Origin of the sequence: Teichococcus wenyumeiae (assembly GCF_003696345.1) — a bacterium.
GTDB lineage: Bacteria > Pseudomonadota > Alphaproteobacteria > Acetobacterales > Acetobacteraceae > Pseudoroseomonas > Pseudoroseomonas wenyumeiae.
The window spans coordinates 354,560-376,565 of the sequence record NZ_RFLX01000001.1 but is presented as its reverse complement, the minus strand read 5'-3'; the positions used below and the strand labels follow the sequence as shown (position 1 = coordinate 376,565).

At 68.0% G+C, this 22,006-nt stretch carries 18 protein-coding genes; 8 read left to right on the top strand and 10 right to left on the bottom strand.

What is annotated here, in order from left to right; genetic code table 11:
* Positions 1–297: 297 nt before the first annotated feature.
* Together EBE87_RS28585 and EBE87_RS01720 are read left to right on the top strand one after the other, a co-directional pair.
* On the top strand, positions 298–573 hold the full coding sequence (locus EBE87_RS28585) for a hypothetical protein (RefSeq protein WP_147426091.1): 276 nt from the start codon (positions 298–300) through the stop codon (positions 571–573).
* 542 nt (positions 574–1,115) lie between these two features.
* Positions 1,116–1,835: a Crp/Fnr family transcriptional regulator gene (locus tag EBE87_RS01720; RefSeq protein ID WP_120638880.1), complete on the top strand. Its 720-nt coding sequence runs from the start codon at positions 1,116–1,118 to the stop codon at positions 1,833–1,835.
* Positions 1,836–2,048: 213 nt separating this feature from the next.
* Here the strand turns inward: EBE87_RS01720 and EBE87_RS01715 are convergent, their stop codons facing one another.
* Positions 2,049–2,264 carry a hypothetical protein gene (locus EBE87_RS01715; protein ID WP_120638881.1) on the bottom strand — a complete coding sequence of 72 codons (216 nt, stop codon included), beginning with the start codon at positions 2,262–2,264 and terminating at the stop codon, positions 2,049–2,051.
* Positions 2,265–2,497: 233 nt separating this feature from the next.
* Complete coding sequence (locus EBE87_RS01710; protein WP_120638882.1) at positions 2,498–3,406, bottom strand: LysR family transcriptional regulator; 909 nt, start codon at positions 3,404–3,406, stop codon at positions 2,498–2,500.
* A gap of 93 nt (positions 3,407–3,499) precedes the next feature.
* On the opposite strand from EBE87_RS01710, the gene EBE87_RS01705 reads away from it, so the two are divergent.
* On the top strand, positions 3,500–3,934 hold the full coding sequence (locus EBE87_RS01705; RefSeq protein WP_120638883.1) for a PACE efflux transporter: 435 nt from the start codon (positions 3,500–3,502) through the stop codon (positions 3,932–3,934).
* 42 nt (positions 3,935–3,976) lie between these two features.
* Here EBE87_RS01705 and EBE87_RS01700 read toward each other — a convergent pair whose 3' ends face one another.
* Positions 3,977–4,888: a LysR family transcriptional regulator gene (locus EBE87_RS01700; protein WP_120638884.1), complete on the bottom strand. Its 912-nt coding sequence runs from the start codon at positions 4,886–4,888 to the stop codon at positions 3,977–3,979.
* Positions 4,889–4,983: 95 nt separating this feature from the next.
* Here EBE87_RS01700 and ilvD point away from each other — a divergent pair, with 95 nt between their 5' ends.
* Complete coding sequence (gene ilvD, locus EBE87_RS01695; RefSeq protein ID WP_120638885.1) at positions 4,984–6,849, top strand: dihydroxy-acid dehydratase; 1,866 nt, start codon at positions 4,984–4,986, stop codon at positions 6,847–6,849.
* Between the two features lie 365 nt (positions 6,850–7,214).
* On the top strand, positions 7,215–8,354 hold the full coding sequence (locus EBE87_RS01690; RefSeq protein WP_158600913.1) for a GGDEF domain-containing protein: 1,140 nt from the start codon (positions 7,215–7,217) through the stop codon (positions 8,352–8,354).
* A 57-nt stretch (positions 8,355–8,411) separates the two neighbouring features.
* On the opposite strand, the gene EBE87_RS01685 is transcribed toward EBE87_RS01690, so the two are convergent.
* From EBE87_RS01685 to EBE87_RS01655, 7 genes are all read right to left on the bottom strand, one after another.
* Positions 8,412–9,542, bottom strand: coding sequence for a branched-chain amino acid ABC transporter substrate-binding protein (locus EBE87_RS01685; RefSeq protein ID WP_120638887.1), 1,131 nt, complete (start codon positions 9,540–9,542; stop codon positions 8,412–8,414).
* A gap of 92 nt (positions 9,543–9,634) precedes the next feature.
* Positions 9,635–10,351, bottom strand: a complete 717-nt coding sequence (locus tag EBE87_RS01680) for an ABC transporter ATP-binding protein (protein ID WP_120638888.1) — start codon at positions 10,349–10,351, stop codon at positions 9,635–9,637.
* A complete protein-coding gene (locus EBE87_RS01675; RefSeq protein WP_120638889.1) occupies positions 10,348–11,181 on the bottom strand; it encodes an ABC transporter ATP-binding protein in 834 nt (277 codons plus the stop codon). Before EBE87_RS01675 ends, EBE87_RS01680 begins: the two co-directional genes overlap by 4 nt.
* Complete coding sequence (gene livM / locus EBE87_RS01670; protein WP_120638890.1) at positions 11,181–12,491, bottom strand: high-affinity branched-chain amino acid ABC transporter permease LivM; 1,311 nt, start codon at positions 12,489–12,491, stop codon at positions 11,181–11,183. The genes EBE87_RS01675 and livM overlap by 1 nt, the downstream gene beginning before the upstream one ends.
* Positions 12,488–13,402, bottom strand: coding sequence for an ABC transporter permease subunit (locus EBE87_RS01665; protein ID WP_120638891.1), 915 nt, complete (start codon positions 13,400–13,402; stop codon positions 12,488–12,490). The genes livM and EBE87_RS01665 overlap by 4 nt, the downstream gene beginning before the upstream one ends.
* A 189-nt stretch (positions 13,403–13,591) precedes the next feature.
* Positions 13,592–14,752 (bottom strand): isovaleryl-CoA dehydrogenase, encoded by a 1,161-nt coding sequence (locus EBE87_RS01660; RefSeq protein WP_120640434.1) that lies wholly within the window; start codon positions 14,750–14,752, stop codon positions 13,592–13,594.
* A 5-nt stretch (positions 14,753–14,757) separates the two neighbouring features.
* Complete coding sequence (locus EBE87_RS01655; RefSeq protein WP_267898229.1) at positions 14,758–18,384, bottom strand: indolepyruvate ferredoxin oxidoreductase family protein; 3,627 nt, start codon at positions 18,382–18,384, stop codon at positions 14,758–14,760.
* A gap of 488 nt (positions 18,385–18,872) precedes the next feature.
* On the opposite strand from EBE87_RS01655, the gene EBE87_RS01650 reads away from it, so the two are divergent.
* From EBE87_RS01650 to EBE87_RS01640, 3 genes are all read left to right on the top strand, one after another.
* Entirely contained in the window at positions 18,873–20,219 is a 1,347-nt protein-coding gene (locus EBE87_RS01650) for a TrkH family potassium uptake protein (protein ID WP_120640432.1), read from the top strand.
* On the top strand, positions 20,212–20,880 hold the full coding sequence (locus tag EBE87_RS01645) for a potassium channel family protein (RefSeq protein WP_120640431.1): 669 nt from the start codon (positions 20,212–20,214) through the stop codon (positions 20,878–20,880). The genes EBE87_RS01650 and EBE87_RS01645 overlap by 8 nt, the downstream gene beginning before the upstream one ends.
* 142 nt (positions 20,881–21,022) lie before the next feature.
* Positions 21,023–21,943 carry a dienelactone hydrolase family protein gene (locus EBE87_RS01640; protein ID WP_120640430.1) on the top strand — a complete coding sequence of 307 codons (921 nt, stop codon included), beginning with the start codon at positions 21,023–21,025 and terminating at the stop codon, positions 21,941–21,943.
* Positions 21,944–22,006: the final 63 nt, after the last annotated feature.

The window sequence follows — 22,006 nt, the reverse complement described above, 5'->3', positions numbered from 1 at the left end:
GCCAAGTGATCCTTTCTTTGACGATGCTGTGGGATCCGGTTCAATGCTCAAGAAATCAGAGCCAGAAGCGGCCCTAGCGACGCAGGCAGCTGGAAGGCCTGCATCAGATCAACGCTAGCAGAGGGAAGGTATCACCGTGGGGAGGCGTCTGGCTCCTCCCATGCATCTGCCTGCCCTTAGCAGCGCGGCTTCAACTTGCCCTCGTAACCGTCCCGACCAAGCCGTCGCAAATTCTTACGCTTTCCGACAGACGCGCGAAACCCTTTGTGGCGTTAAATCAACGAGGATGTCGAAGGCGTGGATATGAAGCACTGGGCTGGGCAAATAGAACTGAAGAAGTGTGAATGCGCTCTGGACCTGGTGAGCAATGTCATCGCCGAAGGCGATTCGGTTACGCGGCTCTGGGGATTGCGGGTAATGGCGCTGGTGGTGGCGAATTTTCCTCCAGGACCTCTGCAAGACAGTGCGGAGGATATCCTGTCCTCGTTCATCGCGGAGGCAAGGCTCAGCCCGGCTGAGCTTGAGAGTGTCAGGAAGGTACGTTGCACAGGAGAGCTGAAAGCTCCCTGTTAAAGGCGCATCCCTTCGCGGAGCGGCTTAAGGCGCGGGCCGCTGCAATGAAGCGGCAGCTCATAAGGCCAGCCACGTTCTAGAAACCTGCCATCCGCCATGGTTGGACCCCGGAACACGGGGTTGGCCGGGTGGGCTTTGCAGCGGCCGAGCTGGTGTCGCGCTGTACCTGGGAGCAGGACGGGCAATGTATTGCGCGGTCGCCCAGGCAGGACGATGACCCGCCGGAAGGCGATAGCGGTGTTGCTGAAGAGCCGCCGGTGGTGCTCCCGACCCCGCACGATGTCCACAGGATGTGATGGCGCGCGTGGCAAAAGCCGGGGCAGGCCCGGCCGCCTGCGCGTGGTGCGGGGCGTTGCCACTCCCGCTTTACTCGCGTGGGCATCGCATCCGAGTTGGCGGCAGCTTGGCGCAGGATATCCCCTCTAACCGCGCATTTGCCGGCACCACAGAATAATGCTTCGCTGGCCTGCGCGGTGGCTGGCATAGCATGCTGGCCATGGTGGTCTGGTGCCGGTGCCATCGATGGCCAGCGGAGAAGATGCATGCCCGCCACTGACCAAAGCAGTGTCGCCAATCACCTGCTTGCTGCCCTGCCAGCCGTAGATTTCGCCCGGCTTGCTCCCGTATTGGAGCCGGTTGATCTCCCGATCTACCACACGCTGCTTCATGCCGAGGCAGAGGCTGACGCTGCTTACTTTGTCGAGACCGGCACCATCTCGATGCTCGCGCGCCTGGAGGATGGCGGCCTGGTTGAAGTGGGCATGGTGGGGCGGGAAGGCATGGCGGGGCTTCCCTTTGTCTTCGGCACGAAGATCTCGCCGGTGGAGGCGATGGTCCAGATCCCCAGCCGCTCCCTGCGCGTGGCCGGGCCCGCGTTCCGGCAGGCCCTTAAGGAAAGCCCTGCCTTGGTGGCTCTGCTGCTGCGCTACTCGCAGGCCTTTCATACGCAGGTCTCGCTGGCGGCGGGCTGCAACGCCACCCATAGCCTTGTCCACCGCCTTGCCCGTTGGCTGCTGATGGCGCATGACCGGGCCGGAGGCGATGAATTCGCCCTGACCCATGAAATCATGTCCCAGATGCTGGCCGTTCGTCGCGCGGGCGTCACCATTGCCGCGGGCAGCCTGCAAACCGCGGGTCTCATCGGCTACCGGCGCGGCAAGATTACTGTCCTCAACCGCGGCGGCCTCGAAGAGGCTTCATGCGAGTGCTACGGCACCATCCAGCGCATCACCAAGCGTGTGCTTGCGCCGCTTCCCGATTGAGAAGTGCCGCTGATGGACAAGGCTTGAGAAGCCGCCGCGGCAAGCGGCAGGAGCCTGGACTTTCCACCAAGAGTACCGGCTCGCGCCACTCTCCAGTGTGCCAGAAGTAGCGTTGCGGTACTGGCCAGAAAGGCAAAAGGGCATCATGCAGATGGAGTCAAGTCGGCAGGCTGTAACTGCCAACTTGACCACAATGCTCAGCGAGGCATGGGGCTATGTGGTTTCAGGCGATGCCACGGTGCCAGGCTGGCTCGACTCGTAATGCCAAATGAAAATTCCACAGCTGAGGCAGACGAAGAATGCCAGGCCGCTGCCATAGTCCATGAAATAGCAGGCGATCGCCACAACCGTTGAAGCGATGATGGATGGCCATGGATAACGCGCTATGAGGTGGAACGGCAGCACGAAGGGTGCGGCTATGGCATTCATCAAGGGGAGCGTTCCTCACAGTGTTCCGCCATCTACGAAGCGGAGTGAGGATCTCTTCCCAACCTGCATCAGATTTTTTTGGTGTGGCGTTATTCGCGCCGCTCTTTGCGCCGTTCATTGATGGCGCCCCTGTCATGGAGAGGCGGAGCAGCCTCAGGCATGGCAACGCTTCGGGGATGACGGCGCGTCTTCGTCGCTGCACGATGCTCTGGCAGCCTGCCGTGCGAAGCGTGTCACCGGTTCTGGCCAGTGCCGAACTGTGCATTGATCCGCTGCGCCGCGAAGCGCTCGCGCAACCAGGCCGCGGCGGGGCCGCAGGGTCGCTGCTTGTGCCAGACCAGCTCCAACGCCACCGGCCAGTCCCCGTCATCGAATTGCAGGTCGGGCGTCACCAGGTCCGGCGCGGCGGGAGAGGCGGCGATGACATGGTCGGATACCAGCGCCCAGCCGATCCCATGCTTCACCATTTCCAGGATCACCCAATGGCTTTCAACCCACCAGACCTCGGCTGATACGCGCAGGCGCCGCTTCTCCGGCCCGTTGCTGCGCGTCGCGACGAGGATCTGCCGGTGGCGTTTCAACTCTTCCCATTCCACCCGCTCTTTCGCCAGCGGATGCTGCCGGCCGCAGACCAGCTTCAGCGGCACCCAGCCGATGGTCTGGAAGCCAAGCTCCGTTGGCAGCACGTCCTGCCGCCACATCACGCCCAGGTCGGCTTTGCCGTCCTGCACCAGGCGGCTGACATCCTCCATCAGCGGGAACAACAGCTCCAACTCGACGAAAGGGAACTTTTGGGCGAAGTCGGCGAAGAGCGCGCCCAAAGCGTGTTCCGGATATAATTCGTCGATTGCCACCACCAGCCGGTTCTCCACCCGCTGCTCCAGGCTGGCCGCGACGCCGATCAGGTGCTCGCGCCGCTCCAGAACCACACGTGCCTCGAGCAGGAGGCGCTCCCCCGCCGGGGTCAGCACCGGGTTGCGCCCTCTGCGGTCGAAAAGCTCCAGCCCGAGATCGGTCTCCAGATTGGCGATATGGGTGCTGACAGCGGATTGCGCCTTCCGCAGCCGGCGTGCGGCCGCCGAGAAGGACCCCGCCTCCGCCGCCGCGGCAAAGGCCTGGAGTTGTTCGAGGGAAACAGTCATCTATCTGTTTAACAGATGGTTGCTAACTTGTGAAAGCGCATATCCCAGATAGAAGACCCGCATCATCAGGTTCTTCCACGAGAGCACCAGACTATGCGCACCACCCGCGACCGTATCCGCCACGCTATCCTGTTCGAGGTGATCGGCCTTGCCCTGATCATCCCCCTGGGCAGCCACCTCTTCGGCCTGCCTGCTGAGAAGATGGGCGTCATCGGCTTCGGCAGCGCGCTCGCGGCGACGGCGTGGAACTATGTCTACAACCTCGGCTTCGACCATGCGATGCAGCGGCTGGCCGGGCATACCCGCAAAAGCCTGGGGCTGCGCGTGGCCCATGCCCTGCTGTTTGAAGCCGGGCTGCTGATGGTCCTGCTGCCGCCCATCGCCTGGTATCTCGGCATCGGGCTCTATGAGGCCTTTGTCATGGATCTCGCGATCGCGGCCTTCTACGTGGTCTATGCCTTTGTCTTCAATCTGGCCTACGACCGCGTCTTTCCCATCCCCACCTGGCAGCAGCAGACGCCTGCCTGACTGAACGCTGGGGCCGGGGCCGGCGCGTAGCCGGCCACGGCATCAGGCGGCGTGCTGCCCGCCGAGGGCCACCTGCAGAAAGCGGTTCAGGGTCGGCGTCAGGTCATCCCGGCGCCAGACGATGCCGGTCTCCAGCGACGGCACCGCCCCGGCGAGGTCGATGTAGCGGACGCCGGTGCGCGCCAGGTTGCGCAGGGAGGCGGGCACCAGCGCGATGCCCATCTCGGCCGAGACCAGGCTGATGATCGTCTGCATCTGGATGGCTTCCTGGACAATGCGCGCCGTGCCGCCATGCGCCGTGAAATAGCCGGTGACCAGGTCGTGGAAGGCGGGCGCCGAGTGCCGGGGAAAGATGATCAGCGGCGCCTGGACCGTGACGGCCGGGTTCAGGCGGCCGGCCTGGAGGGGCAGGCGCCCATCGCCCACCCAGCTTTCCGGCACGGCCGCGACAAGCTGCTCCGACAACAGCCGGCGATAGCGCAGGGAGGCGGGGAGGGCGCCATTGGCCGGCGGGATGACGATGCCGGCATGGCCCGACCCCTCCAGCAGGGCCGCGATCTGCACCTCGCTGGTGGCTTCCCTCAAGGCGATCCGGACGGAGGGATAGAGGGCGGCATATTGCCGCACCAGTTCCGGCAGCACGCTGTAATCGGCGGTGCTGACAAAGGACAGTTCCAGCGGCCCCGCCTCGCCGTCCCGCAGCCTTCTGGCGATTTCCGGCAGACCGGAGAGGCCACCAAGCACGGCCCGGACATGAACCAGCCATTGCTCGCCAAAGGGGGTCAGCGCGACGCTGCGCTTGGTGCGGATGAAGAGCGGCGCGCCAAGCTCCCGCTCCAGCGCCATGATCGACTGGCTGAGCGGCGGCTGGGTCATGTTCAGCCGCTCCGCCGCCCGCCCGAAATGCAGCGTCTCCGCCACGGCGGCGAAATGTCGGAGCTGGCGTATATCCATGATCGATATGTACAGCGACTTAGAACCGGCCAAAAAGTATATTTATGCCACGGCATGGGTCAGGTTATTCTGAGCTGATCATCTAGGACGCTGTCATGCCCGCTTACCGCTCTCGCACCTCCACCCACGGCCGCAACATGGCGGGCGCTCGCGGCCTCTGGCGCGCGACGGGCATGAAGGACGGCGATTTCGGCAAGCCGATCATCGCGGTCGTGAATTCCTTCACCCAGTTCGTGCCGGGCCATGTGCACCTGAAGGACCTCGGCCAGCTGGTCGCGCGCGAGATCGAGCGCGCCGGCGGCGTGGCCAAGGAGTTCAACACCATCGCCGTCGACGACGGCATCGCCATGGGCCATGACGGCATGCTCTACAGCCTGCCGTCGCGCGAGCTGATCGCCGACAGCGTCGAATACATGGCCAATGCGCATTGCGTCGACGCGCTGGTCTGCATCTCCAACTGCGACAAGATCACGCCCGGCATGCTGATGGCGTCGCTGCGCCTGAACATCCCGACCGTCTTCGTCTCCGGCGGCCCGATGGAGGCCGGCAAGGTCGTCCTGAAGGGCAAGGAGGTCGCCCTCGATCTGGTGGATGCCATGGTCGCCGCCGCCGACCCCACCGTCAGCGACGCCGATGTGGCCACCATCGAGCGGTCCGCTTGCCCGACCTGCGGCTCCTGCTCGGGCATGTTCACGGCCAATTCGATGAACTGCCTGACGGAGGCGCTCGGCCTCTCGCTGCCCGGCAACGGCTCGGTCCTGGCCACCCATGCCGACCGTGAGCGCCTCTTCCTGGAAGCCGGGCACCTGATCGTCGACATCACCCGCCGCTATTACGAGCAGGATGACGCCAGCGTGCTGCCCCGCTCGGTGGCGAATTTCGCGGCCTTCGAGAATGCGATGAGCCTCGACATCGCGATGGGCGGCTCCACCAACACGGTGCTGCACCTCCTGGCGGCGGCCTATGAGGCGGAACTCGCCTTCACCATGGAGGATATCGACCGCCTGTCCCGCCGGGTGCCGTGCCTGTCCAAGGTCGCGCCGACCAAGGCGGATGTGCATATGGAGGATGTCCACCGCGCGGGCGGCGTGATGGCGATCCTGGGCGAGCTGGACCGCGCCGGCCTCCTCCACACCGACACGTCCACGGTGCACAGCCGCACGCTCGGGGAAGCGCTGGACCGCTGGGATATCGCCCGCAGCACCAGCGAGGCGGTGCAGACCTTCTACAAGGCCGCGCCCGGCGGCGTGCCCAGCCAGGTCGCCTTCAGCCAGAACCGCCGCTGGAAGGAACTGGATCTGGACCGCAAGGGCGGCGTCATCCGCGATGCCGAGCACGCCTTCTCCCAGGATGGCGGGCTGGCGGTGCTGAAGGGCAACCTCGCCGAGGACGGCTGCATCGTGAAGACGGCGGGCGTGGACGAGAGCATCCTCGTCTTCTCCGGCCCGGCGCGGGTCTTCGAGAGCCAGGACGCCGCCGTCAGCGCCATCCTGGGCAACAAGATCACGGCGGGCGATGTGGTGGTGATCCGCTACGAGGGCCCGCGCGGCGGCCCGGGCATGCAGGAGATGCTCTATCCGACCAGCTACCTGAAGTCGAAGGGTCTGGGGAAGGCCTGCGCCCTGATCACCGATGGCCGCTTCTCCGGTGGTACCTCCGGCCTGTCCATCGGCCATGTCTCGCCCGAGGCGGCGGAAGGCGGCGTGATCGGGTTGGTCAAGGATGGCGACCGGATCGAGATCGACATTCCCAACCGCTCGATCCAGCTGCAGGTGCCGGCCGACGAGCTGGCGAAGCGGCGCGAGGCGATGCTGGCGCGGGGCCCCGAGGCCTGGAAGCCTGTCGGGCGCGACAGGAAGGTGTCCTCCGCCCTGCGCGCCTATGCGGCCTTCACCACCAGCGCCGCGCGCGGCGCGGTGCGCGACCTTTCCTCCACGGCCGGAACCGGACAGGGCCGCTAAGCTTCAGCCTTCCGACTGAGGGTCCCGCGGAGGGGCCGGGTGAAGCACCCGGCCGGGCGCCCGGTTCCGCTGAGAATGCCATCATCTCCCGAAGAAACTGCGGGAGGTGGTGGCATTTTATTTGTCTGGGGGAATACAGAACCGGCCGCTGTTCAGGTTGACGGCAAGCGCGGAGCCCGCCGCATACAACAAAGCCATGAAACTTGGCCCAATTGTGAGCGAAATAAATGCAAAAAATGCAAATTTCTGACAGGTCTTTCTGCTAATTACTGAGTTTCACCCGGTGACTCGCCACGCCCATGCAGAGATGAGGGCCTTTCAGAATGAAGGGGATGCCGCGGAAGCTTTTTCCGCAGGATGGGCAGTTGCCTGACGATGTGCTGGGCGAGTTGGTCGACATGATGTTCACGGCACTGGCTCCTGTGATCGTCATGGGCGTCACCACCGTGGGCATGGCGGTGCTGTTCGCGAGCCTGACGGAGGGGCTGGCCTTTCCCGCCCTGGCATTGTGCTGTTCCGCCATCGCCTCGGCGAGGGTCGGCATCATCCTCGCCTACCGGCGCCGCAGGGCTGCCCCGCCGCTGTCCTCGGCCGATATTAGGCTCTGGGAAAGCCGCTACGCCTGGGCCAGCTACGCCTTCGCCGCCGTGCTCGGCCTGCTGAACCTCCTGGCGCTGCTGGAAGAGGAGCCGCTGGCCCATATGCTCGTGGTCGGCCTGACCTTCGGCTACGGCGCCGGCCTGGCGACCCGCACGGCCGTCCGCCCCGCCATCTGCACCATCAGCCTGCTGCTGGTGGTCATTCCCACCGTGGCCGGGCTGCTGACGAATGCGGACGACCTCGGTGCCCAGGGCGCGGTGGTCTATCTCAGCCAGGCGCTCCTGCTCACCGCCTTCACCATCGCGGGACTGGAGACCGTGGCCTACCTGTACCGGACCACCCTGCAGCATCTGGTGACCCGGCGGGACCTGATCCGGCTGGCGCGGCAGGATATGCTGACCGGCCTGCCGAACCGCCTTCTGCTGCAGGACCGCTTCGAGGCGGATATCATGGAACTGCAGCGCAGCGGCCATCTCGTGGCCCTGCTCGTGATGGATCTCGACCGCTTCAAGGCGGCCAATGACCAGTTCGGCCATCTGGCCGGGGATGCGCTTCTGCAAGCCGTAGCAAAGCGGCTTCGCAGCACCGTGGCGGAACAGGATACCGTAGCCCGTATCGGCGGGGATGAGTTCGTGGTGGTGCAAACCGGCATCCGGCATGACGACGAGGCCCGCGCGCTGGCGCACCGCATCGTCCGCGTGCTCAGCGCGCAATATCAGATCGAGCAGAACAAGGTGCAGATCGGCGTCAGCATCGGCATCGCGATCGCGCCACGCGACGGGCTGGAGCTGGAGAAGCTGGCATCCTGCGCCGATGCCGCCCTCTACATCGCCAAGCGCCAGGGCGGCGGCCGCGTGATGCTCTGGGCCGAGCCGCAGGAAGGCACCATGCCGGTGGCGGTGTGACGGAAACGCGAAAGCCGGGAGCGATGCCCCCGGCTTTCCTTTGGCCGCGCGCCTGCCTCAGACCTCGCCGTAGGAACCGTTCTTCCAGACATAGAAGACATAGTCGGGCACGGTCACGTCGCCCTTCTTGTCGAAGCTGATCGGGCCGAGCACGCTGTTCCAGGGTCCGCCGGACTTCAGCACCTCCGAGACCTTCTTGGGGTCGGTGCTGTTGGCCTTCTTGGCCGCATCCGCCCAGATCTGCACGGCGGCATAGGTGTAGAGGACATAGCCTTCCGGATCGACATTCTTGGCCCGGAAGCGCCCGACCACCTCGGCCGCCGTGGGGCGCTTGCGCGGGTCGGAGGCGAAGGTCATCAGCGTGCCCTCGCCAGCGGCGCCGGCGATCTGCCAGAACTCGTTGGTCACCAGCGCATCGCCGCCGATCAGCGTCACTGGCATGCCCTGCTCCTTGGCCTGCCGCAGGATCAGCCCGGCCTCGGTGTGATAGCCGCCGACATAGATGATCTCGACGCCCGAGGACTTCAGGCGGGAGACCAGCGCGGAATAATCGCGCTCACCCGGCGTATAGGCGGCATAGACCGCCTCGGTCGTGCCGGCGGCGTTCAGCGCCTTCTTGGTCTCGTCGGCCAGGCCTTTGCCATAGGCCGAGTTGTCGTGAAGGATGGCGACCTTCTTGCCGGGATAGGTCTTGGCGATATAGGCGCCGGCCACCTTGCCCTGCTGGTCGTCGCGGCCGCAGGTGCGGAAGGTGTTCCAGCCGCCGGCATCGGTATATTGCGGGTTGGTGGAGGCCGGGCTGATCTGCAGCACGCCTTCCTCCGCATAGACCTTGCTGGCCGGGATGGAGGAGCCGGAGCAGAAATGCCCGGCGATCAGCTTCACCTGCCGGCTGGCCATCTGGTTGGCGACCGAGACCGCCTGGCGGGGGTCGCAGGCATCGTCGCCGATCTCCAGCGCCAGTTGCTGGCCGAGCACGCCGCCCGCCGCGTTGAGGTCCGCCACCGCCTGCTCGGCGCCGACGCGAAGCTGCGCGCCGAAGGCCGCGTATTGCCCGGTCATGGGCCCGACGGAGGCGATGCGCAGCGTGCCGGACTGCGCCTGCGCGCCGCGGCTCGCTCCCACACCCGCCACACCGGCGGCCGTCAGGCCGGCCACGGTGCCAAGAAGCTGCCTGCGTTGCATCATCAGACCCTCCGCTCTTCAGCCGCCGGAACCCGTCGCGGCTGGTGTTGTTCATTGCAGCCTATGAAGCTTCTCGCCGCTCCGCCAGCCCGATCTCAGTGGCCGCCGAGATAGGCGTCGCGCACCTCCGGCCGCGCCAGCAGCTCGCGCCCGGTGCCGAACATGGTGATCCGCCCGGTGACCAGCACATAGCCCCGGTGGGCCAGCCGCAGCGCCTGATTGGCGTTCTGCTCCACCAGCAGCACCGTCAGCCCGGTTTCGGCATTCAGCTTGCGGATGGCCTGGAAGATCTGCTTCGAGATCAGGGGCGCGAGGCCGAGCGAGGGCTCGTCCAGCAGCAGCAGGCGCGGGCGCGACATCAGGGCGCGGGCGATGGCCAGCATCTGCTGCTCGCCGCCCGAGAGCGTGCCGGCACGCTGCGCCTCACGCTCCTTCAACCGGGGGAAAAGAGCAAAAGCCTGCTCCAGCCCCGGGCCGGGGTCGATGCCCAGGCTTTGCGCGCCCATCAGCAGATTCTCATGCACGCTCATGCGCGGAAAGACGCGGCGGCCTTCCGGAGACTGCGCGATGCCGCCGCGCATGATGTGATGCGTCGGCCGTTCCGTGATGTCCTGGCCATCGAAGATGACGCGGCCGGAGCGCGCGCGGGGGTCGCCGCAGATGGTCATCAGCAGCGTGGATTTCCCCGCGCCATTGGCGCCGATCAGCGTGACGATCTCGCCCGGCGCCACACTGATGGAAACGCCCTTCAGCGCCTCGATCGCGCCATAGAAGGTGGAAACCTCGCGGATCTCCAGCAGGGGCGTGCTCATGCCGCGCTGTCCTCGTGCTCGTCCTCGTCGCCCTCGCCCAGATAGGCGGCGATCACCTTCTCATCGGCGCGGATGGCGGCGGGGGTGCCGTCGGCGATCTTGCTGCCATGGTCCAGCACCACGATGTGGTCGGAAATCCCCATCACCACGCCCATGTCATGCTCGATCAGCAGGATGGAGCAGGGGGCCGCGCCCTCCGCCGCCCGGCCGTCGCGGATGGCGCGCAGCAATTCGCCCAGCGCCGTGGATTCGCGCGGGTTGAGGCCGGCCGCCGGTTCATCGAGGCAGAGCAGCGCGGGCTCGGTGCACATGGCGCGGGCGATCTCCAGCCGCCGCTGCGCGCCATAGGGCAGGCTGCCCGCCGGGTCGTCGGCGCGGTCGATCAGCCCGCAGGCTTCCAGCCAGGCGGTGGCGCGGCCGATCGCCGCCTGCTCCGCCGCCTTGTAGCCGGACAGGCCCAGCACGGCGCCGATGCCAAAGCCGGTGGAGGCCATCAGCTTGCGGTGCTGCGCCACCAGCAGGTTCTCCAGCGCCGTCATGCCGGCGAAGAGGCGGACGTTCTGGAAGGTGCGCGCGACACCCGCGCGCGCGATGCGGTGGCCGGCGAGGCGGTGCAGCGCCACCTCCTGCCCGCCATGGTGCAGCACCAGGCTACCGCCGGTGGGGCGGTAGAAGCCGGTGATGCAGTTGAACATCGTCGTCTTGCCGGCGCCATTGGGGCCGATGACGGCGGTGATGGCGCCTTCCGCGGCAGTGAAGGACACCTCCTTCACCGCAGTCAGGCCGCCGAAGCGCATGGTCAGTTTCTCGACGGTCAGGATCGGCGCCATCAGCCGCGCCCCTCGGCCACCATGGCGGCGCTGATGGTTCGCTTCTCGCTGAGTGCGACGGTCGGGGTGCGGCTGCCGACCAGCCCGCGCGGCTTCCAGATCATGATCAGCACCATGGCGGCGCCGAAGACCAGCATGCGCCATTCCTGCAAATCGCGGAACACCTCGAAGCCGCCGATCAGCACCAGGGCCGCGATGGCGACGCCAAGCTGGCTGCCGAGCCCGCCCAGCACCACGATGGCCAGGATGATGGCGCTTTCGATGAAGGTGAAGGATTCCGGGCTGATGAAGGCCTGCCGGGTGGCGAAGAAGGCGCCGGCGAAGCCGCCGAACATGGCGCCCAGCGCGAAGGCGGTCAGCTTGGTGGTGGTGATGTTGATGCCGAGGGAGCGGCAGGCGATCTCATCCTCCCGCATCGCTTCCCAGGCGCGGCCGAGCGGCTGGCGGCGGAGCCGCAGCGTGACCCAGTTGGTCAGCAGGGCGAGGGCCAGGATGAGGTAGTAGAGGAAGACGACGCGATGCGTCGGGCTCGGCTCCAGCCCGAAGAAATCGGCGAAGGAGCCAGGGCCGCCCCCGGCGGTGAAGGCCAGGCCGAAAAAGGAGGGGCGGGGAATGCCGGAGATGCCATTGGGCCCGCCGGTCAGCGACACCCAGTTCAGCAGAACCAGCCGGATGATCTCGCCGAAGCCGAGCGTGACGATGGCGAGGTAGTCGCCCCGCAGCCGCAGCACGGGAAAGCCGAGCAGGATGCCCCAGAAGGCGGCCAGCAGCCCCGCCAGCGGCAGGCAGATCCAGAAGGAGAGGCCGAAATACTGCGCCAGCAGCGCGTAGGAATAGGCGCCCACCGCGTAGAAGGCGACATAGCCGAGGTCGAGCAGCCCGGCGAGGCCGACCACGATGTTCAGCCCCCAGCCCAGCATCACATAGGTCAGCACCAGGATGCCGAGGTCCAGCTCATAGCGCCCGATGCCGGGAATGAGCGGCAGCAGCAGGGCAAACAGCAGCAGCGCGGGCGCGACAAAGCGGCCCAGGCGCAGCATCGGCCCCGCCAGGCGCTTCTGCAGCGAGGGCCCGTGCCGCTCCGCCCGCCATTCCTGCCAGAGCCGGATCAGGAAGCGCCCGGCGAAGACAATGGCCACCAGCAGCAGCACATCGGTCCAGCGGGTGCGCAGGAACAGCGCGCCGGTGGGGCCGACATCCGTGCGCAGCCCCACCATGGGCAGGAAGAGGCCGGCCGCGATCAGCGCCGCCAGCCCCGCATCCTTCAGCGCGGCGCCCAGGACGGGGCGCCGGGGGTGGGCCAGGCTCATACCTTCTCCACCTCGGCGCGGCCCAGCAGGCCGGTCGGCATGAAGACCAGCGTCATGATCAGGATGGAGAAGGCGGCGACATCCTTGTACTGCACGCTGAAATAGGCGGACCAGAAGGTCTCGATCAACCCGATCAGCAGCCCGCCCAGCACGGCGCCCGGCAGGCTGCCGATGCCGCCCAGCACGGCGGCGGTGAAGGCTTTCACGCCCACCAGGAAGCCGATGTAGAAGTCGATCACGCCATAGCGCAGCAGGTACATGGTGCCGGCGACCGATGCCAGCGCCGCGCCGATGACAAAGGTGATGCTGATGGTGCGGTCGGTATCGATGCCCAGCAGGCTGGCCATGCGCCGGTCCTGCTCGCAGGCGCGCATGGCGCGGCCCAGCGGCGTCTTGGTCACCAGCCAGGTGAAGACGCCCAGGATCGCCAGCGTCGTCGTGATGATCAGGATCTGCATGGTGGAAAGCTGCACGGCGAAGGTGCCGTCCCGCATCAGCGTGAAGCCGCCATGCACCACCGGCTCGATGGGCTTCACCCGGGCGCCCTGCGCCACCTGCACGTAGTTCTGCAGCACGATGGACATGCCGATGGCCGAGATCAGCGGCGCCAGGCGGAAGGAGCCGCGCAGCGGGCGGTAGGCGATGCGCTCCACCGTCCAGCCGTAAAGGGCGGTGAAGGCCATGGAAAGTGCCAGGACCAGCACAATGGCCCCGGCGCCGTCCAGCATGCCGCTGGAGGTGATCAGCAAGAGGCCGATAAGGGACAGAAAGGCACCGACCATGAAGATATCGCCATGGGCGAAATTGATCATGCCGATGATGCCATAGACCATGGTGTAGCCGATGGCGATGAGCCCGTAGATCATGCCGAGCGAGACGCCATTGATGAGCTGCTGCAGCGCGTAGGCCAAGCGATACGTCCCTCTTTCCCGTTTTTTTGAGCCTCTTTCTGAAAGCCTAGTCTCGGGTGTGAGCGGTTGGGAAGGGAGATTGCGGCGGCAGCCCCTGGCCGCCCGCCGGCCCGGGCCCGGCGCGGCCGGCGGCGGTCCGGCGCCGGAGACCGGCTGCCGGAGGGGCCGCGGCAGGGGAAGGGTGCTGCGTCAGGCGCCTTCCTGGAACAACTCGCGGCCGATCAGCATGCGCCGGATCTCCGAGGTGCCGGCGCCGATCTCATAGAGCTTGGCGTCGCGCAGCAGCCGCCCTGTGGGGTAGTCGTTGATATAGCCATTGCCGCCCAGCGCCTGGATCGCCTCCAGCGCCGCCCAGGTCGCCTTCTCGGCGGCGAAGAGGATCGCCCCGGCCGCGTCCTTGCGCGTCACCCGCCCAAGGTCGCAGGCGCGGGCCACGGCATAGACATAGGCCCGGGCGGCACTGGACACGGTGTACATATCGGCGATCTTCGCCTGCATGAGCTGGAAGCCGCCGATGGGCTGGCCGAATTGCTCCCGCTCCCGCACATAGGGCAGCACCACGTCCAGGCAGGCCTGCAGGATACCCAGCGGCCCGCCCGCCAGCACGGCCCGCTCGTAATCCAGCCCGCTCATCAGCACGTTCACGCCACGGCCGACCTCGCCGAGCACATTCTCCGCCGGCACCTCGCAATCCTGGAAGACCAGCTCGCAGGTATTGGAGCCGCGCATGCCGAGCTTGTCGAGCTTCTGGGCGGTGGAGAAGCCGGGAAGGCCTTTCTCCACCAGAAAGGCCGTGATGCCGCGCGGCCCGGCCTGCGGGTCGGTCTTGGCATAGACCACCAGCACATCGGCGTCGGGGCCGTTGGTGATCCACATCTTGTTGCCGTTCAGCCGGTAGCGGTCGCCCTGCCGCTCCGCGCGCAGGCGCATGCCGACCACGTCGGAGCCCGCGCCCGGCTCGCTCATCGCCAGCGCGCCGACATGCTCGCCGGAGATCAGGCGCGGCAGGTAGCGGCGCCTTTGTTCCACGGTGCCGTTGCGGCGGATCTGGTTGACGCAGAGATTCGAATGCGCGCCATAGGACAGCCCGACGGAGGCCGAGGCGCGGCTGATCTCCTCCATCGCCACCACATGTTCCAGATAGCCCATGCCGGTGCCGCCATACTCCTCCTCGACCGTGATGCCGAGCAGGCCGAGATCGCCGAACTTGCGCCAGAGATCGGCGGGAAAGTCGTTGCTGGCATCGATTTGGGCCGCGCGGGGCGCGATCTCGGCGGCGGCGAAGCGCACGACCTCGGCGCGCAAGGCCTCCACGGTCTCGCCGAGGCCGAAGTCCAAGCCCGTCATCATGCCCGTCATCCCCTCATCAGCACGGGCGCTTCCGGCACCCGCTCGCCGTCCTCGTCCGGGTGTTCCTCCCGGCGGCGGAATGCCTGCAGCAGGCTGGCCTCGCGGCGCTTGGCATGCTCGGCATGCCGGCAGCGGATGGGGCCGTAGCCGCGGATCTGGTCCGGCAGCGCGGCAAGCTCCACGGCCAGGGCGTGGTTGCCGGGACGGAGTGCTGCGATCAGCTCCTCCACCACCTGCTCGTATTCCGTGAGCAGGCGGCGGTCGAGCTTCCGGTCCTCGCTGAAGCGGAAGGGATCGAGAACCGTGCCCCGCAGCCGCCGGAGCCGCGCCAGCAGCCGGAAGGCATGCAGCACCCAGGGGCCGAAGGCGCGCTTGCGCGGCTCGCCGGTGGCGGGGTCGGGCCTGGCCCAGAGCGGCGGCGCCAGGTGGAAGACAAGGCGGTAGTCCCCCTCGAAGCGCTGGCCCAGCCGCTCCAGGAAGCCGCTCCCGGCATGGAGGCGGGCGACCTCGTATTCATCCTTGATGGCCAGGAGCTTGTAGTGGCCGCGCGCCACGGCCTCGGCCAGCCCAGCTTGGCCCGGTGCCCTGGCCGCCTCCGCCTCCTGCACCCGCCGCACCAGGTCGGCATAGCGTCGGGCGTAGCGGGCATCCTGATAGGCGGTCAGCTCCGTAACGCGCCGGGCCACCACCTCCTCCAGGCTGGTGGACAGCCGGCGGTGGTCGGGCAGGGCCTCCGGCGGCGTCGCCACCCGTTCCACGGCGGGCAGGTCGAGCGCCGCCCGCCGCCCCCAGAGAAAGGCGCTTTGGTTCATCGCCACCGCCGCGCCGTTCATCTCGATCGCCTGGAGAATGGCGGCGGCGGAGATGGGCAGCAGCCCTTTCTGGCAGGCATAGCCCACCATGAAGAGATTGGCGGCGATGGAATCCCCCAGCAGCGCCGTCGCCAGCCGGGTGCCCGCGACGAATTCGGCGCGGCCGGGGCCCACCGCCTCGGCGATCTGTTCCTCGATGGCGCCAAGCGGGAATTGCGGGTCGCGGACCGTGGCGACATCGCCGGTCCTGGCCTGGGCGGCGAAGCCACGGACGAAGTCGCTGGTCACCGCGAAGTCGCTGTTGACCACGGCGCGCGTCGCGCCCGCATGCAGCTTGGAGAGGGTTTCATCCGCGGCGGCCACGACGATGTCGCAGCCGAGCAGCAGGTCGGCCTCGCCCGAGGCGATGCGCGAGGCATAGAGCAGGTCCTGCCGCGCGGCGATGCGGATATGCGACCAGACCGGGCCGCCCTTCTGCGCCAGCCCGGCCATGTCCAGCACCGAGGCGCCCTTGCCTTCCAGCGTGGCGGCGGTGCCGAGCAGCGCGCCGATGGTGACCACGCCGGTGCCGCCGACGCCGGCCACCAGGATGCCATAGGGCTGCTCCGCCGGGTGGACCGCCGGCTCCGGCAGGCCCGCGCCATCATCCGCCGCCGGTGCGGCGGCCTTGCCCTTGCGCAGCGTGCCGCCCTCGATGGTGACGAAGCTGGGGCAGAAGCCTTCCAGGCAGGAAAAATCCTTGTTGCAACTGGATTGATCGATGCTGCGCTTGCGGCCGAACTCGGTCTCGACCGGCACCACCGACATGCAGTTCGACTTGGCGGAGCAATCGCCGCAGCCTTCGCAGACACGGTCGTTGATCATGACGCGCCGCGCCGGGTCCGGCATCAGCCCGCGCTTGCGGCGGCGGCGTTTCTCGGCGGCGCAGGTCTGGTCATAGACCAGCACGGAAACGCCGGGATATTCCCGCAATTCCCGCTGCACGGCGTCGAGGTCCCGCCGGTGCCGCACCGGCACTCCCGCCGGCAGGGCGCCGGCCGCGTGCCGCGCCGGGTCATCCGTGACAACCACGATGCGCTCTATGCCCTCGGCCCGCACCTGATGCGCGATCTGCGGCACCGTCAGCCCACCTTCCACCGGCTGGCCGCCGGTCATGGCCACGGCGTCGTTGACCAGGATCTTGTAGGTGATCGGCACCTTCGCCGCGACCGCCTGGCGGATCGCCAGCAGGCCGGAATGGGAATAGGTGCCGTCGCCCAGATTGGCGAAGACGTGCTTCGTCTCGGTGAAGGGCGCCTGGCCGATCCAGGGCACGCCTTCGCCGCCCATCTGGCTGAAGGTGCGCGTCTGCTCCGGGTTCAGCCACAGGGCCATGTAGTGGCAGCCGATGCCGGCCAGTGCCCGGCTGCCCTCCGGCACGCGCGTGGAGGTATTGTGCGGGCAGCCGGAGCAGTAATGCGGCGCGCGCGGCACCACCGCATGCGGCCGCGCCAGCGCCGCTTCCTTGGCATCCAGGAAATCCAGGCATTCCCGCATCCGCGCGCTGGTGTGGAAGTGGCCGATGCGGCGGGCGACGACGCGCGCGATCAGCGCCGGCGTCAGCTCCCCGGCGGCGGGAAGCTGCCAGTCCCCGCCAGGAAGTTCCCATTCGCCCTTCTCGTCGTATTTGCCGGTGACTTTCGGCCGCACATCCTCGCGCCAGTTGTAGAGCTGCTCCTTGAGCTGGTATTCGATGACCTGGCGCTTTTCCTCGACAACGAGGATTTCCTCCAGCCCCTCGGCGAAGTGGCGCACGCCCTCGCCATCCAGCGGCCAGGTCATGCCGACCTTGTAGACGCGCAGGCCGATCTCCGCCGCCAGCGCCGCGTCGATGCCCAGCGCGTCGAGCGCCTGGCGCAGGTCCAGATAGGACTTGCCGCTGGTGATGATGCCGAAGCGCGCGCGCGGGCTGTCGAGCACCACCCGGTTCAGGTGGTTGGCCCGCGCATAGGCCATGGCCGCGTAAACCTTCCAGTGCTGCAGCCGGTATTCCTGCTCCAGCGGCGGGTCGGGCCAGCGGATGGAGAGGCCGCCGGGCGGCATCCGGAAATCGGCCGGAAGGCGTGTCTCGACGCGGTGCGGGTCCAGCATGATGCCGGTGGAGGTCTCGACAATGTCGGTCAGGGCCCGCAGCCCCACCCAGCAGCCGGAGAAGCGGGACATGGCCCAGCCATGCAGGCCGAAGTCGAGAAGCTCCTGCACCCCCGCCGGGTTCAGCACCGGGATCATGGAGGCGGCGAAGACATGGTCGCTCTGATGCGGCAGCGAGGAGGACTTGGCGCCGTGGTCGTCGCCCACCACGGCCAGCACGCCGCCATGGCGGGAGGTGCCGGCGGCATTGGCATGCTTGAAGACATCCACGCTGCGGTCGGCACCTGGCCCCTTGCCGTACCAGAGGGCGAAGACGCCGTCGTGCTTCGCGCCGGGATAAAGGTTGACCTGCTGGCTGCCCCAGATCGCGGTGGCCGCCAGATCCTCGTTGAGGCCCGGCTGGAAATGGATGCGGTGCTCGGCGAGTTGTTTCCCCGCCTTCCACAGCGCCTGGTCGAGGCCGCCCAGCGGCGAGCCGCGATAGCCTGAGATGAAGCCGGCGGTGTCCAGCCCCGCCGCCGCGTCGCGCTGCCGCTGCAGCATCGGCAGCCGGACCAGCGCCTGGATGCCGGAGAGATAGGTGAGCCCGGTGCCCGGCTGGCCCGTGGGCTCCGGGGCCCGGATGCCGGAGGTGGGGATGGAGGGGCCGTTCATCGGGTCAGGCTCCGCCGCCGGGCGGCCAGGCTTCATGCGGCCGGCGCCACTGTGGGAGGCCTGCCGTGATGATGTCCTGGAACAGCCTGCTCCGGCCCTGCGCGCCAGCGGGGGCCGTCATCCATTTGGCTGGCCTCGAGGGCCGCTCCGCGGCAGGGGCAGGCAGCGCGGCCATGCCGGTTCCGCTCCGGCGCGGGGCATGGCTATCCGGCCTGAGATCCGGATGCATCACGGGCCTCTCCTCCTCGGCCGGGTCTTGTGCCGGCTCGGCTGGCGCTGACGCGGCGAGCAGCACCATCATGGCGAGAAAGCAGGGCGAAACGAAACACCGCGTTGACCCTACATGCATATGTGAAGTGCCGTCGGGGCACGGGACATGTGTGCGCTGCGAAATACGCCACTGCGGGGCGCGGGGGTCGAGGCTTTGAGGAATTGGCTGTAGTCAGGTATCCGCCCGGGACAGGCGGCCGGAGCCGGGGCGGCGGCGCGCCTGACCTCGTATCGCGGATGCCGGTTGCCAGAACATGAACAGCGAGAACAGGAACGCAGCGATCCGCACCTTCCAACACCCCGCGCGGCTGCTGCCGCTGGCTTTCCTGCTGGCCATCCTGCTCGGCACCGCGCTGCTGATGCTGCCGGCGGCGCGTCCGGGGCCGGAGGGCGCCTCGCTGCTGGCCGCCGCCTTCACCGCCACCTCGGCGGTCACCGTCACCGGGCTGGCGGTGCAGGATACCGGCACCTACTGGTCCGGCTTCGGGCAGGCGGTGATCGTGGCGCTGTCGCAGCTCGGCGGCCTGGGCATCATGAGCGGCGCGACGCTGCTGGGCATGCTGGTCACCCGCCGCCTCAGCCTCAGCACCCGCCTGCTGGCCCAGGCCGAGATCCGGGTGCTGGCGCTGGGCGACGTGTTGGCGGTGCTGCGCCTCATCCTGCTGATGGCGCTCTGCGTCGAGGCCGCCACCGCTCTGGTGCTGGCGCTGCGCCTGCATCTCGGCCACGGCCTCGGCTGGGCGGAGGCGCTGTGGAGCGGCACTTTCCATGCCGTCGGCGCCTTCAACAATGCCGGCTTCTCGCTCTACCCCGATGGCCTCACGCGCTTCGCGGCGGACCCGCTGGTGCTGCTGCCGCTGATGCTGGCGGTGACGGTGGGCGGCCTCGGCTTTCCCGTAGTGGCGGAGCTGCTGCGGGCGCCGTCGCGCCTCTCCCTGCACAGCCGCCTGACGCTGCTGGGCACGGCGGGACTGCTGCTGCTCGGCACCCTGGGGGTGCTGGCCTTCGAATGGAACAACCCCGGCACGCTGGGCCGGCTGGAGGCCATCCCCCGGCTGCTGGGTGCCGCCTTCCACACGGTGATGACCCGCTCCGGCGGCTTCAATGCCGTGGATACCGGGCAGATGACGCCGGGCAGCCTGGTGCTGAGCTACCTGCTGATGCTGATCGGCGGCGGCAGCGCCGGCACGGCGGGGGGCATCCGCGTCACCACCTTCCTGGTGCTGGGGCTGATCGTCTGGGCCGAGGTGCGCGGCGACCCCGATGTCACCGCCTTCGGCCGCCGCATCCCGGTGGACCTGCAGCGGCAGGCGCTGACGGTGGCGACGCTGGCCGCCACCACCGTGGCCCTCGCCACTCTGGCGCTGCTGGCCATGACGGACCAGCCCGCCGATGTCCTGCTCTTCGAGGTTATCTCGGCCTTCGCCACGGTGGGGCTCTCCACCGGCATCACCGGCACGCTGCCGCCGGCAGCCCAGGTCCTGCTGATGCTGTTGATGTTCGTCGGCCGTGTCGGCACCGTGACCATCGTCACCGCCCTGGCGCTGCGCGGCGCGCGCCGGCTCTACCGCTACCCAGAGGAGCGCCCCATCGTTGGCTAGGACCAAAGGCTTCACGGACGGCATCGCGGTGATCGGGCTGGGCCGCTTCGGCGGCGCGGTCGCGGAATCGCTGCTGCGGCTCGGGCACGATGTGCTCGGCATCGACGAAAGCGCGGAACTGGTGCAGCGGTGGTCGGACCGGCTGACCCATGTGGTGCAGGCGGATGCCACCAACGGGGATACGCTGCGCTCCCTCGGCGTGCATGATTTCAGCCATGCCATTGTCGGCATCGGCACGGATATCGAGGCCAGCGTGCTGACGGTGCTGGCGCTGAGCGAGCTGGGCGTGCCGGATATCTGGGCCAAGGCGCTGGGCGACAAGCACGGCCGCATCCTGGAGCGCACCGGCGCGCATCACGTCATCTATCCCGAGGCGGCGATGGGCGAGCGCGTCGCGCATCTCGTCACCGGCAAGATGATGGACTTCATCGAGTTCGACGACGGCTATGCCATCGTCAAGACCCGCGCGCCGCGCGAGGCCGTGGGGCGCACCCTGGCCGAATGCGCCTGGCGCAGCCGCCACGGCGTCACGGTGGTGGGGGTCAAGCGGCCACGCGCCGAGTTCGAGCCCGCCCTGCCGGAGACCACGATCCGGGAAGGGGACCTGCTGATCGTCGCCGGCGCCACCGAGAAGGTGGAGGCCTTTGCCGCCAAGATGTGAGCCGGGGCACCCGCCACCGACGCGGCGGTTGCGGAGGCCCCGCCGGCTTCGTTAGCGTCTCCTCCAACCCGGCGCAGGCCGTGGCCTCTCGCGCAGGCGGGTGGCCCCGCCGCATCGCCGCCGGCCAGGAGGAGACCCAGAGATGCCCGATCCGCAGGATGCCGCGGCCTTGCTCCCCACGCCCGGGGCACTGACGCAGGACGAGATCGACCAGCGCGTCTTCGATCTCTACGACGAATACTGCCATGGGCGGATCGACCGCCGCACCTTCCTGCAACGTTCGGCGGTGGTCACGGCCGGCGGCCTGGCCATGGCCCAGGCGCTGCTGCCCCGCTACGTGCAGGCGCAGACCGTCTCCTTCACCGATGAGCGGATCAAGCCTAGCTACGTCACCTTTCCCTCGCCCGGCGGCACCTCCGGCACCATGCGCGGCTACCTCGTGCAGCCCAGCGGCACGGGGCCTTTCCCCGTTGTGCTGGTGATCCACGAGAACCGCGGCCTGAACCCCTATATCGAGGACGTGGCGCGGCGCGCGGCGGTGGCGGGCTTCCTGGCCCTGGCGCCGGACGGGCTCTTTCCCGCCGGCGGCTATCCCGGCAACGACGATGACGGGCGGGCGCTGCAGGCGAAGCTGGACCAGAGCAAGCTGCGCACGGACATGCTCAACAGCGCCCGCTACCTGAAGGCGCATGCGCTGTCTTCCGGCAGGCTGGGCGTCACCGGCTTCTGCTGGGGCGGCTCCACCACCAATGCCCTGGCCGGATTGCTGGGGGAGGAGATGCAGGCCGGCGCCCCCTTCTACGGCGCCGCCGCGGACCCGGCCCTGGTGCCTAGGATCAAGGCCGCCCTGCTGGTGCATTACGCCGAGCATGACGAGCGCATCACCAGCATGTGGCCGGCCTATGAGCAGGCGCTGAAGGCCAGCGGCGTGCGCCATGAGGCGCATGTCTATCCCGGCACCCAGCACGGCTTTCACAACAATTCGACGCCCCGCTACAACGAGGCCGCCGCCAAGCTGGCCTGGGACCGCACGGTGGCCTTCTTCCGGGAGCATCTCGCCTGAGGCGGTAGAGGCGCGGCGGCGGGCGAAGGGCACCGGCGCGCCCGGGTTGCCCGCCGCACCCCC

Excerpts from the sequence above, each read along its gene's own strand:
- EBE87_RS01720 (WP_120638880.1), top strand. The coding sequence starts at position 1,116 with ATGCCCGCCACTGACCAAAGCAGTGTCGCCAATCACCTGCTTGCTGCC.
- EBE87_RS01715 (WP_120638881.1), bottom strand. The coding sequence starts at position 2,264 with ATGAATGCCATAGCCGCACCCTTCGTGCTGCCGTTCCACCTCATAGCG.
- EBE87_RS01710 (WP_120638882.1), bottom strand. The coding sequence starts at position 3,406 with ATGACTGTTTCCCTCGAACAACTCCAGGCCTTTGCCGCGGCGGCGGAG.
- EBE87_RS01705 (WP_120638883.1), top strand. The coding sequence starts at position 3,500 with ATGCGCACCACCCGCGACCGTATCCGCCACGCTATCCTGTTCGAGGTG.
- EBE87_RS01700 (WP_120638884.1), bottom strand. The coding sequence starts at position 4,888 with ATGGATATACGCCAGCTCCGACATTTCGCCGCCGTGGCGGAGACGCTG.
- ilvD (WP_120638885.1), top strand. The coding sequence starts at position 4,984 with ATGCCCGCTTACCGCTCTCGCACCTCCACCCACGGCCGCAACATGGCG.
- EBE87_RS01685 (WP_120638887.1), bottom strand. The coding sequence starts at position 9,542 with ATGATGCAACGCAGGCAGCTTCTTGGCACCGTGGCCGGCCTGACGGCC.
- EBE87_RS01680 (WP_120638888.1), bottom strand. The coding sequence starts at position 10,351 with ATGAGCACGCCCCTGCTGGAGATCCGCGAGGTTTCCACCTTCTATGGC.
- EBE87_RS01675 (WP_120638889.1), bottom strand. The coding sequence starts at position 11,181 with ATGGCGCCGATCCTGACCGTCGAGAAACTGACCATGCGCTTCGGCGGC.
- livM (WP_120638890.1), bottom strand. The coding sequence starts at position 12,491 with ATGAGCCTGGCCCACCCCCGGCGCCCCGTCCTGGGCGCCGCGCTGAAG.
- EBE87_RS01660 (WP_120640434.1), bottom strand. The coding sequence starts at position 14,752 with ATGATGACGGGCTTGGACTTCGGCCTCGGCGAGACCGTGGAGGCCTTG.
- EBE87_RS01655 (WP_267898229.1), bottom strand. The coding sequence starts at position 18,384 with ATGAAGCCTGGCCGCCCGGCGGCGGAGCCTGACCCGATGAACGGCCCC.
- EBE87_RS01650 (WP_120640432.1), top strand. The coding sequence starts at position 18,873 with ATGAACAGCGAGAACAGGAACGCAGCGATCCGCACCTTCCAACACCCC.
- EBE87_RS01640 (WP_120640430.1), top strand. The coding sequence starts at position 21,023 with ATGCCCGATCCGCAGGATGCCGCGGCCTTGCTCCCCACGCCCGGGGCA.